The sequence below is a fragment of the Dolichospermum circinale AWQC131C genome (assembly GCF_000426905.1).
In the GTDB taxonomy this organism is placed as follows: Bacteria; Cyanobacteriota; Cyanobacteriia; order Cyanobacteriales; family Nostocaceae; genus Dolichospermum; species Dolichospermum circinale.
The window spans coordinates 26,722-38,015 of sequence record NZ_KE384642.1 but is presented as its reverse complement, the minus strand read 5'-3'; the positions used below and the strand labels follow the sequence as shown (position 1 = coordinate 38,015).

The window sequence follows — 11,294 nt, the reverse complement described above, 5'->3', positions numbered from 1 at the left end:
GTTCTCACTACAATCTTGGTTATCATCTCTCAAAAGAGAGAACTAAAGTTCTCACTACAATCTAGGAGATTATGGCAGTTGCGTAAGTCCTGTTAAAATTTAATTGAAAATTAAAATTAAAATTAAAAAATTTTTTTTGTCGCTTTGTGCTTAGATGAATTACAAAATATCAATTATTTTATTTTTCTGCTCAAGTCTATTAACTGGGTGTTTTGGCTATCCACGTTTACTCAGTTATCCCTTTGATTCGGGGGGAAGAAGTCTTAATAGTTTTGCGTCGGAATTAAACCCGCAAATTTCTGGCCGATATATTGTATTTACCAGCGATCGCAGAGGAAGTCAAGATGTGTATATGTTTGATACATTAACTCGTAATTTAGTAAATTTACCTGGATTAAATTCCTTTGATACAATTGCTTCCCATCCTGCGGCCTCTGAAAATGGTAAATTTATTGTCTTTGCTGCGAGTCGTCAAGGAAGAACACAAATTATCCTTTATGATCAAGATGTGCGTCAACTACGGAATTTAGCAGGTGATCTACAAGGAGAAGTCCGCAATCCCACAATTAGTGCTGATGGTAGTAGAATTGCCTTTGAGTACAATAATAATGGACAATGGGACGTTTTAGTTTATGACCGATTTGGACGAAAATTGAATATTCGTCAAGATCCAAGTTAAGGTAAAGCCAAAAACGAGGAAGAAAATAAATTCTTCCCCATGACTAAATTACTAATCATCGCATATAATTAACTCTGATTTTGTTCAGAATTTTGTACCGATTCGATCAGAGAACGCACTTGTTGAGTTCCTTGGGAGGGTTCAAAGGAAAGGGGAAATTTCCCCCTGAGGAGCATTCGTAACCCCAAAGGTGCAATACTCAGTAATCCCTGAAGATCCCGGAAATAATTACCAACTACTTGGAGTCCAAATTGACGTTCATCAATCCAACCACCTTGTTTTACTAAGTCTACTAAAACTTTACGGTGACGAATTGAACGACTATCATTTTTCTGTTTACGCTCCAGAATTTCCTGTTTAATTTTGGTGATTTGCGCCAATGGAGCAACTTCCATGGGACAAACCGAATCACAGTAAAGACAACGAGTACAACCCCAAACTCCTTGATTTCCCGCGCTATAGTTTTCTAATCGTTGTTCTGTATTGCTATCACGGGAATCTGCCACCATGCGGTATGCTTTAGCCAGAGCATGGGGACCGACAAAATCAGAATTGACTTCAACAGCATTACATTCAGAATAACAAGCTCCACACATAATACAATTGCCCGTTTGGTCCAGGAGCGATCTTTCTTGTGGTGTTTGTAAAAACTCCCTTTCAGGAACTTGTCTACCCGCTGTACTGACATAAGGAGCAACCGTTTCCAAATTATGCCAAAAATTGCTCATATCCACAACTAAATCTTTAATTACAGGCATATTCCCCAAAGGTGCTACTGTAATTTCTGGAGTAGTTGGAGACTGATTGTGAGATGATGAGATTTTTTCCAGTCTGGCCAGTTCACCCCCTAAATTTTCCTTACAAGCCAAAGCAGAACGGCCATTAATCCTTACAGCACAACTACCACAAATTGTATTGCGACAATTTTTGCGAAATGCTAAAGTCCCATCTTGTTCCCACTTGATTTGATTCAGACAATCCAGGATAGTATTACCTGGTTGTACCTGCAAAAGGTAGGATTGGAAAACAGGGTGAGAATTTTCTTGTTGTCGAGCAATCTTAAAAATAACTTCCATCATGATCAGTCCAAATATTGGGATCAAATCTTTTCTCTTCTGAGATATATCTCAAAAATCATCAGCACAGGTAAGGACGAGGTATGCAGCATCAAGTATAAAAATCGTTTTCTTTTCTGCTGAAGTTGACCGCAAGCTTTACTGCTTTACCCTTGATCCTTTACACTGAATAGGAATTTCGTCAAGCCCTAGTTATCAAAATTCTACATCTTTAAATATATAGAAGTGTTACAACCAGTGAAAATATTTGCCAGTCCCCATCAAATACCCCATAGATGTGGTAAATTTATTCTTCCCCTAGACAGACGTAGATAATCTGATCAGATCTGGGAATTTAACGGTGATCAACAGCCAGGATTTTCTAGCCGGCCTTTTGTCTTTGACCACTGATAGCTGCTGTGGCCAAGCCATAGAAATTCCCTTGATTTAACTCATTCTCTCAAGCCCAGCCAATCTGAATCAGATTAACTTTTATAAAAGTCCTGACATTATCCTCTTGACAGCATCAACCACAGCCAAAATCTCTCCTGCTTTTTACCCGCTCAACTTCAGGGATTTAGAGCAAAATTTAGTGGCAATATAAATTTAAAATTTTCAAAATATTTTGCTATTATTATTTCATGCTACTATTTAATAGGAAATTACGAACTCACAAAATCAGGAACAATAACCGCATAAGCACGGCTAAAACTTCTATGATTTTCTCACAATCTAGAGACTAGAAAAATCATGTCTCTCCTGGTAGAATCAAAGGGTGTATGTTCTCAGACCACATACAAATACTATGCTGTATTCAGCTAAAAACGAGAATTAGGTGTAAGCCCATAACTCAAAAGCGGGAAAAGTCAGCATTAAATGTGAAAAACCTGTAATTTATTGACTCTACAACTTTTTGGAGTAGAACTAACCTGATTTGTAAGGGTGGCTGGAAGTTACACCGCACTCAGCAGCCCAAAGAGAAAATAATTTAATTTCTGATGGACAATCATGGTTAAAATCGCGGTAAAATTACTGGAATTAATGTCTGTGGCAGCCATGACTTAGACAGCTATTATAGTTATCTATAATAGACTATTTTAGTGCTTCCATATCAGCAGAAATTCATCCATTACCCTTCTATCTATCTGCTTCTGAAATCCAGTCCCTAGCTAAAAAGCTTAATACTAGATTCAGAGAAAATTTTTGCATGGCTAAGGCCAGATTACCCTATCGGTTTGAAGAGATTAAGGAAAATTAGAGCATAATGACTGAAACTGCAACTGCCCCATTAACTGGAAAAACACTACTAGCGAAAGTTAAAGAACTTTCAACTTTACCCCGTCGAGAAAGAGCAAAACAGTGTGGTTACTATACCATTACTAAAAATAGCCAAGTTCGCGTTAATCTCACAGATTTTTATGATGCTTTACTGTCAGCTAGAGGTATTCCCCTTAGTCCAGAAGCACCTAAAGATGGTCGTGGCCGTGAACCGACATACCGGGTGAGTGTACACCAAAATGGTCAAATCGTCATTGGCGCGACCTACACCAAAGCTATGGGTTTAAAACCCGGTGATGAATTTGAAATTAGACTAGGTTACAAACACATTCACTTGATTCAGTTAAGCGAAAGTGAGAAACAATTAATCCAGTCTGATGATGATACTGATGAATCAGATGTAGAAGAATAAATTCTTGCAGTGATTAGGGATCAATTTCAGTTTATCCCTAAAGCTACAGCTAAGTATTAGCTGTAGTTTAATAATTTATGATTTCGGTGACATAAGACATAAAAAAACGATTTAGCCTCCGCTATAGGTGACAAATTCTGTTAGAGTCTTGATTATTAATCAAGATGTATATTTTTACGGGAAGTTAACAGTGTTTTTTTTGTCTATTCTAGTGTCATTTTTGCAGTCATCGGCCAATATTTTGCTGGAGTTACTTAAACATACACCAGTATTTTTGGTCATGGCTTTTTTTATGATCTGGGTAGGTTGTTGGTTACCACTAGTAGCAATTTTAGCTATTACTCGGAATTGGCAAATACACAAATCTTTGCAACCAGAGCAGAAAGTTCCTTTATTGGTGTCTCTCTACTTATTAGTTCCTTTCATTCTCTGGGGATTTCAATGGTTGAACTTGGGTTCTTTTTCTGATTATGGATTAGTAGGGCAAGTTTCTATTTTCCCTTCTTTATTATTTGGTTTTGGCTTGGGTGTTTTCATTTTAGCCATAGTATTCTTTGGTCAAATCTGTCTGGGTTGGTGCTATTTAGAAAAATCTAATATCAAGTTAATACCATCTAGTTTCCTAACAATTTTCTTAGTGGCTTGGTTTGTAGGGGGAATAGAGGAACTTGTATTTCGAGGATTTTTATTGACCAAATTAGAGCAAAATTATTCAATTTGGTTAGCGGCAATTATTTCTAGTTTAGTTTTTGCTATTTTACATTTAGTATGGGAACAAAAAGAAACTATTCCTCAACTTCCTGGACTATGGTTAATGGGCATGATATTAGTATTAGCCAGATTAACTGATGGTAATAATTTAGGGATAGCATGGGGACTTCATGCTGGTTGGGTATGGGCTATTGCTACAATAGATACAGTAGGATTAATTACCTACACAGATAAAATTTCTGCATGGGTGACAGGTAAAAACAAAAAACCCTTAGCGGGATTAACGGGAATTATGTCCATTTTGGCAACAGGGGTAGTGCTTTTATTTATGTCTACAAGCGCTTTTACCTGCCAAGCCAGTAAAATTCTCATGTTTTAGTCACAACTTAGGTGATGTTGTGTGGTAAATTAGTAAAATACTCCAGTTAATTTATTTAAAAATAGTTCCCTTGTGCGGTCAAAGCAAGTTATATTGCCTAAAATCGCATTTCAGATTTGAATCAAAATGTAAATCATAAGATTATGATGACAGTTCTCATTGTTGAAGACAGTAACCCCCAAAGAATGATAATCACAAAGCTCCTCAAAGCTAGTGGTTTAGAAGTCACCCAAGCGGTAGACGGATTAGAAGCCTTGAAGGTGATTCAAAACACACCTCCTGATTTAGTCGTTTTGGATGTTTTTATGCCCCGCATGAATGGCTATGAACTATGCCGATATTTAAAATCCCATCCTCAAACCAAAGACATTCCTGTGCTGATGTGTTCCTCTAAAAGTACAGAATTTGACCGTTATTGGGGGATGAAGCAAGGGGCAGATGCCTATATAGGTAAACCTTTTAAAGAAAGTGAATTGCTCACAACAGTCAAAAAACTCTTGCGAGGATAAGGATGAAAGCAATATATGGTTAGCAACTCGGAGTTTTTAACTGATCCAGGGCAATCTCAATTCCTTCCCCAATTAGAACCAGAAAATTCTCCAGTACAGGGTAATCAGATAGGATTATCGTCTGATCTACATTTGCGGTTTTATCTACCCTCAGGTGAAGAGTTTACATTTCTGGCTACAGGAATCCGGGAAGTGATTGAACTAAATCCTGGTCGGATTACACAAGTCCCTAATACATCGTCCTTGCTTTTAGGTGCGATCAATTTACGGGGGCGCTTGATTTGGGTCGCTGATTTAGGGCAATTTCTTGAAACAACTCCGTTAAACACGGATGTCCCGGAAATTTCCATAATTATTATTGAAGACCAGGACACAATACTAGGCTTAGGAGTTGCAGCAATTTCTGGAATAGACTGGTTGGATATAGAGCATCTCGTACCAATCAATCATGTACCAGATGATCAGACTCAGTTTTTGCGCGGTGCTTATATATTTGATACAGAAACAGGAAAAAAGTATTTGCAACTATTAGATCAAGTAGCAATTTTACGAAGTACGCGGTGGTTATAATCAACTTGGGAGAGAGGCAATGGCAAAACCTACAGATAATCAAGATTCGACTTTTAATCAAAATAAAATAGCATATCAACAAGAGTTTTTTGAAGACGATGCTACAGTGGCTTTGTCTTATGAACTGTTGATAAGTGAAGAAGAATCCAGCGATATTTCTCAACTTAGTTCTTTTCCAGAATATGAACCACCCCTAGATGCTCTGGACAATCCGTTTCTTGATTATAGTGAAATAATTGATACAAGCGAATTAGACGGAAATTCTCTGGAGCAACTGAGAGATAAAAGTGATGATCCCTTTGCCTTAATTCCAGAATACCTCACAAGTAATCCGATATCATATCGGAGTGGTTTAGTTAGTAAAAGTTCAATAATTAGTGATGATGATGACAGCTATTCACCTTTTACAGAACCTAAGTTCTCAGCCACAGATAAAATGTTCACTGGTGATGATTTGGAAAACTCTAACCCCAACCAAATAGTCGCAAAACCGGAGTTGAATCTTAACTACATGACTACACCACCGAGTTTATCATTAGGAAAAAATAACGATAATCAATTCGATTTAGAAGCATTCATAGCCGCCTTTGATGATGAGAATGAAGCAAATATGACTGATAAAACATTGATTTCTGACGGAGAAATTCATAATGATAGAGAGGTTTTAAATGACCTTGATGAAGTTGACAATCTCAGTGATATATCAGTATTTGAATTTGTTCAAGATAGTAGTGATGAACTCATGGGAATACCCACAGAATCCCTAGATGGTTCTGAAAATGTTTTAAATATTGATGAGTCATTAGCTGATGAAAGAATCTATAATGATCAAGAATTATTGACAATTAGTGCGGCTCAAAAAGTGATTCCTATGGATATCACCTCGCCAGAAGTTACCAACAAAGAAGCCAATATAGGTCCTGAAAAAAATTTATTTGCATCCTTTGAAAACGCTTCTTTAAATAAGAAACAATTGTGGATAGCTGGAACTGTAGGCGTTGTATCAGTTATTGCTGTAGTGATTGTTAGTGCCTTAGGTTCCTTGACAACACCTGTAAAACAAAAGGAATCAATGCGGAATACAAATTGGTTCATGCCTTTATTAATTCCTCTAACCGCAGGAGCTACGGGTGCTGCTACCTCCTGGTTTATGACTAATTTTATGGTCAAGAAAATTAGCCGTAGCACCCAGGATTTACAAAGTCAGTTTCATGCTATGGGTCAAGGTAATCTAAATGTAGCCGCCAAAGTCTATTCAAAAGATGAATTAGGGCAGTTAGCTATGGATTTTAATAAAATGGTGCGGTCTATGGTTACTAAAACCGATAGAGATGCCCACCAGACTATTGCACAAAAAGAAATTAAAGACAACCTGCAAACTCAGGTCATTCGTCTTCTAGACGAAGTAGAAGGAGCAGCCAAAGGAGATTTAACAGTGCGAGCCGAAGTCACAGACGAAGGACTAGGAGCAGTAGCTGATGCCTTTAATCTGATCATTCAAAATCTTAGGGACATTGTGCAACAGGTAAAAGAGTCAGCACATGAGGTAACAAAAGCTGCTGGCACATCAGAAACCTTTGCGAGCAACTTATCAACGGAGGCTCTAGGACAAGCAAAAGAATTAGCTCTGGCGTTAAATTCCGTACAAATAATGAATAACTCGATCCAACGGGTAGCAGAAGCGGCAAAAGAAGCCGAAACTGTAGCCGGTGAAGCGAGTAAAATCGCCCAAAAAGGCGGAGAAGTAGTAGAAAATACTGTGTTCGGGATTTTGGAACTGCGGGAAACAGTAGCAGAAACTAGCCGAAAAGTGAAAAGACTGGGAGAATCATCCCAAGAGATTAACTCTATTGTTGCCCTAGTTAGTCAAATCGCTTCACGCACCAACTTACTGGCACTCAATGCCAGCATTGAAGCAGCAAGAGCAGGAGAAGCAGGGCGAGGGTTTGCAATTGTCGCTGATGAAGTTCGTCAGTTAGCAGATAAATCAGCTAAGTCTTTGCAGGAAATTGAACAGATTGTCATGCAAATTCAAAGCGAAACTAGCTCGGTGATGATGGCTATGGAAGAAGGAACACAACAGGTAATTAACCAAACTAGATTAGCACAAGAGTCCAAGCAATCCCTAGATAATATCATTGAAGTGGCAAATCACATTGATATGTTAGTACGCTCAATTACTAATGATACTGGAGAACAAAGAGAAACTTCCCGGAATGTAGCACAAGTAATGCAATCTGTAGAGCGAACAGCACAGGAAACCTCTCAAGAAGCACAGCGGGCTGCGGCAGCTTTGCAATATTTAGTGGGAGTATCCCGCAACTTGATTATCTCTGTGGAACGCTTCCGAGTGGAATCTACCCCAGAATCGCAAAGACTTGATGGTGGTATTTAGTTTAAATAAGAAAAATATAGTCCGATGTAGTTAAAGATAATCATCCATAACATAGATGAGAAATGAAACTATTAATCCCACAAGTGAAAGTGAAAGCGAATGATTTGTTTTTTGTTTATTAATTTAAGGCGATGACTATGCAGCCAGAAGAACAGATTTTAGGTTACTTTATCGAAGAGGCTAAAGAACAGCTAAATACCATCGAACAGGGATTGCTGAATCTAGAAATTACCCTAAAAAATGCGGAAATGATGAATGAAATCTTCCGTGCTGCCCATTCCATTAAAGGGAGTGCATCTATGTTGGGTCTAAGCAGTATTCAGCATACATCCCACTGTTTGGAGGATTGGTTTAAGATTCTTCAAGAACATCCTGTGAAAGTAGACCTAAATTTAGAGTCTTTACTACTGGATATCTGTGATAGATTAAAAATTCTCATAGATAATCTTAGTTTTCCAATTGATTTATCAGAACAAGAATCAGAAATTGTCATATCGAAATGGCTGGATGAACATAGGAAAAAATTGCAGTCATTAATTCCAATTTATGATCATCTCGATGTAGAAAGTTCTGAGTTAAATAGCTTTGCTGGTTTATTTGCAACTGATATATCCACTCTGGATGATAATTGGCCAGCAGAAGAAATATTAGAAGATATCACTAATTATCAACTACTAACTACTGACAATGAAATTGATGATAATGATCAGGATTTAAGTAATTTACTCCTATGGGAAGATGAAAAAATAAGTTCTAAGGATGTAGAATTTTTTGATCTAATTGGATCACGAAAGATAGAGCATTTATTTAGTGATGTTGTCGAAACCAATAGGGATGATAACTTTAACTTGTCTCTGTGGGAAGAGGAAAATGAATTAGCAACATCTCCTTATTTAGAAATAACATCGTCTGGATCACGAACAGATTCAGCAATTGCTAGTTCTCTCACAGAAGCATCTTTATTAAATGAGCTTGCACTAGAAGAAATTTTAGCTGCAACACCGAGAGAAAATGTTAATCAGGTGGTGATTGAGAATGAAGATTTTCTGGAATTAGAGGCATTACTTGATGAGAATGAAGATGATGCACCGCAGATTAGCTCAAAGCCACTAGTGATTGGTGAATCTGCTGTAGTCGAGTCTGAAAATCCGTTTTCTGTCTGGAAACCAGAAGATGATTTTAGTCAATGGGAGGACTTGTTAACACAGTCCGATTTACCCTCACGCAGTAAGAACCAAACATTATCGGATACAACTGCAACATCACGAAAAACTTCTACCAACAAAATCCCAGGTGATAAAATTCGTGCAACAATAGGAGAATTGGAAACCATAAAAGTTCCAGTTAGACAACTCAATGATATCAGCAACGTAGTCGGGGAGTTGGTGGTAAATCGCAATACCCTAGAGCAAGATCGTGAACGTCTAAGACAGTACGTGGATACCCTGCTGGCTCAAGTACAGCATCTCTCAGCGGCGGGGATAAAAATGCAGGAGTACTACGAAGGATCACTTCTGAAAGCATCTCTTCTATCGAGTCGTCGTCTTAGAGAATATAAGATGGACTCTAATGCTAGTTATCGCTTTGGTGAAAATGTTGATTCCCCAACAACGCCTCCCTATCACGGCTTTAGCGAAATCGAAATGGACCAGTTTACGCCCTTCCATGTTCTAGCCCAAGAAATGATTGAGTTTATTGTTCGAGTTCGAGAGTCAGCCAGTGATATTGAATTTGTGGGCGAAAAAATAGAACAGGTAACCCGACAGTTGGGACAAGCAACCAGTAAACTACAGGAAAAATTAACGAAATCACGCATGGTTCCATTTAGCCAAGTGATTGATCGCTTACGACGAGGAGTACGGGATAATGCTATTAAGTATGGTAAACAAGTGGAGTTGGTGACGGAAGGAGTCCATACTTTGATTGATAAGATGATTTTAGATCATCTGACATATCCTTTGACTCATATTCTCAATAATGCGATCGCCCATGGTATTGAAACCCCTCAAGTACGCCAAGCTACTGGTAAATCCCCTACGGGGATTATTAGCATTCGCGCCGTACAACAGGTCAACCAAACGATTATTTCTGTAAGTGATGATGGTATTGGTATTGATCATCAAGAAGTTAAAAACAAAGCCATTAAAAAAGGTATCATTACCTTCAAACAGGCACAATCCATGTCTCGTTTTGACATATATAAGCTTTTATTTCTCCCCTGCTTTAGCACCGCTGATGAAGTAAATGATATCAAAGGGAGAGGTGTGGGTCTAAATGTTGTTGAAAATGATATTAACCACATTCGTGGTAGAGTTACTACTGACTCGACACCAGGTATAGGAACTACCTTTACCATTTTTCTCCCACAGACTCTAAGCATTTGTAGAGCAGTACTATGCGCTTGTTATCAATTCAAAATTGCTTTCCCAATGGATGGTGTAGAGGATACTTTAAGTATCTCCGCTAATTCCCAAATAATCCAACAAGATCTGCATGAAGAATCATTTATGATCTGGCGAGGAGTCAAACTTCCTATCAAACCTCTCAAAGACATCTTAGTTTTTAATCGTCAGTTGACTTCTGGTAAGGCATTAGTCACGAAAAAAAATAATGACATGATTTCCGTACTCGTTGTCCGTTCAGGTAATACGATGCTTGGTTTACAGATTGACCAAGTTTTAGGTGAACAGGAAATTGTCATTAAGCAACTTGAAGGACCAGTATCTAAACCCATTGGTATAGCCGGTGCTACAGTTCTTGGTGATGGGATGATTATGCCCATTGCTGATGTCGCAGAAATTATTGATATCTCTGATGATAAGATGTCTAAATTCTGGCAAAATCCAACTTCTCCTCCTGCTGACATTTCTAACTCTGATCACAATGAAACAACTGTATTAATTGTTGATGACTCGATTACCGTTCGAGAACTCTTATCCCTAACTTTTCATAAAGCTGGTTATCGTGTAGAACAAGCCCGTGATGGCCAAGAAGCTTGGGATAAACTCCGTTCTGGTTTACTTTGTAATCTTGTTTTGTGTGACATCGAAATGCCACGTTGCGATGGACTGGAATTATTGTCACGGATTCACCAGGATGATACTCTTAATCACTTACCCGTTGCCATGCTCACCTCTCGCGGTGCTGATAAACATAGAAAAATGGCCGTAGAACTCGGTGCTAGTGGCTACTTTACTAAACCATATTTGGAGGAGGCTCTTTTAGAAGCGGCTGCTCGGATGTTGAAAGGAGAGAAACTTGTAACTGCTTAATTGAGATGTTTGATAACTAGGTCGCGCTTTTTAT

8 protein-coding genes are annotated in these 11,294 nt (G+C 38.3%); 7 read left to right on the top strand and 1 reads right to left on the bottom strand.

What is annotated here, in order from left to right; genetic code table 11:
* Positions 1–154 precede the first annotated feature (154 nt).
* Positions 155–679 carry a TolB family protein gene (locus ACIR131C_RS0118335; RefSeq protein ID WP_028091362.1) on the top strand — a complete coding sequence of 175 codons (525 nt, stop codon included), beginning with the start codon at positions 155–157 and terminating at the stop codon, positions 677–679.
* A gap of 68 nt (positions 680–747) precedes the next feature.
* Here ACIR131C_RS0118335 and ACIR131C_RS0118330 read toward each other — a convergent pair whose 3' ends face one another.
* The gene (locus ACIR131C_RS0118330; RefSeq protein WP_081677222.1) at positions 748–1,755 is read right to left on the bottom strand and encodes a succinate dehydrogenase/fumarate reductase iron-sulfur subunit; all 1,008 of its coding nucleotides are present in this window, start codon (positions 1,753–1,755) and stop codon (positions 748–750) included.
* 1,243 nt (positions 1,756–2,998) lie between these two features.
* On the opposite strand from ACIR131C_RS0118330, the gene ACIR131C_RS0118325 reads away from it, so the two are divergent.
* The 6 genes from ACIR131C_RS0118325 to ACIR131C_RS23310 all read left to right on the top strand — a co-directional run bounded on the left by ACIR131C_RS0118325 (position 2,999) and on the right by ACIR131C_RS23310 (position 11,260).
* On the top strand, positions 2,999–3,424 hold the full coding sequence (locus tag ACIR131C_RS0118325) for an AbrB family transcriptional regulator (protein ID WP_028091360.1): 426 nt from the start codon (positions 2,999–3,001) through the stop codon (positions 3,422–3,424).
* Positions 3,425–3,614: 190 nt separating this feature from the next.
* A complete protein-coding gene (locus ACIR131C_RS0118320; RefSeq protein WP_028091359.1) occupies positions 3,615–4,514 on the top strand; it encodes a CPBP family intramembrane glutamic endopeptidase in 900 nt (299 codons plus the stop codon).
* 143 nt (positions 4,515–4,657) lie between these two features.
* Positions 4,658–5,023 carry a response regulator gene (locus ACIR131C_RS0118315; protein ID WP_028091358.1) on the top strand — a complete coding sequence of 122 codons (366 nt, stop codon included), beginning with the start codon at positions 4,658–4,660 and terminating at the stop codon, positions 5,021–5,023.
* A gap of 15 nt (positions 5,024–5,038) precedes the next feature.
* Entirely contained in the window at positions 5,039–5,593 is a 555-nt protein-coding gene (locus ACIR131C_RS0118310) for a chemotaxis protein CheW (protein ID WP_028091357.1), read from the top strand.
* Positions 5,594–5,612: 19 nt separating this feature from the next.
* Complete coding sequence (locus ACIR131C_RS23315) at positions 5,613–7,988, top strand: methyl-accepting chemotaxis protein (protein WP_051347621.1); 2,376 nt, start codon at positions 5,613–5,615, stop codon at positions 7,986–7,988.
* A gap of 137 nt (positions 7,989–8,125) precedes the next feature.
* Positions 8,126–11,260: a hybrid sensor histidine kinase/response regulator gene (locus ACIR131C_RS23310; protein WP_155963188.1), complete on the top strand. Its 3,135-nt coding sequence runs from the start codon at positions 8,126–8,128 to the stop codon at positions 11,258–11,260.
* The last annotated feature ends 34 nt before the right edge of the window (positions 11,261–11,294 follow it).

Bases quoted from the DNA above. Each gene is read 5' to 3' on its own strand.
- ACIR131C_RS0118330 (WP_081677222.1), bottom strand. From the start codon at position 1,755: ATGGAAGTTATTTTTAAGATTGCTCGACAACAAGAAAATTCTCACCCT.
- ACIR131C_RS0118310 (WP_028091357.1), top strand. From the start codon at position 5,039: ATGGTTAGCAACTCGGAGTTTTTAACTGATCCAGGGCAATCTCAATTC.
- ACIR131C_RS0118335 (WP_028091362.1), top strand. From the start codon at position 155: ATGAATTACAAAATATCAATTATTTTATTTTTCTGCTCAAGTCTATTA.
- ACIR131C_RS23310 (WP_155963188.1), top strand. From the start codon at position 8,126: ATGCAGCCAGAAGAACAGATTTTAGGTTACTTTATCGAAGAGGCTAAA.
- ACIR131C_RS23315 (WP_051347621.1), top strand. From the start codon at position 5,613: ATGGCAAAACCTACAGATAATCAAGATTCGACTTTTAATCAAAATAAA.
- ACIR131C_RS0118325 (WP_028091360.1), top strand. From the start codon at position 2,999: ATGACTGAAACTGCAACTGCCCCATTAACTGGAAAAACACTACTAGCG.
- ACIR131C_RS0118315 (WP_028091358.1), top strand. From the start codon at position 4,658: ATGATGACAGTTCTCATTGTTGAAGACAGTAACCCCCAAAGAATGATA.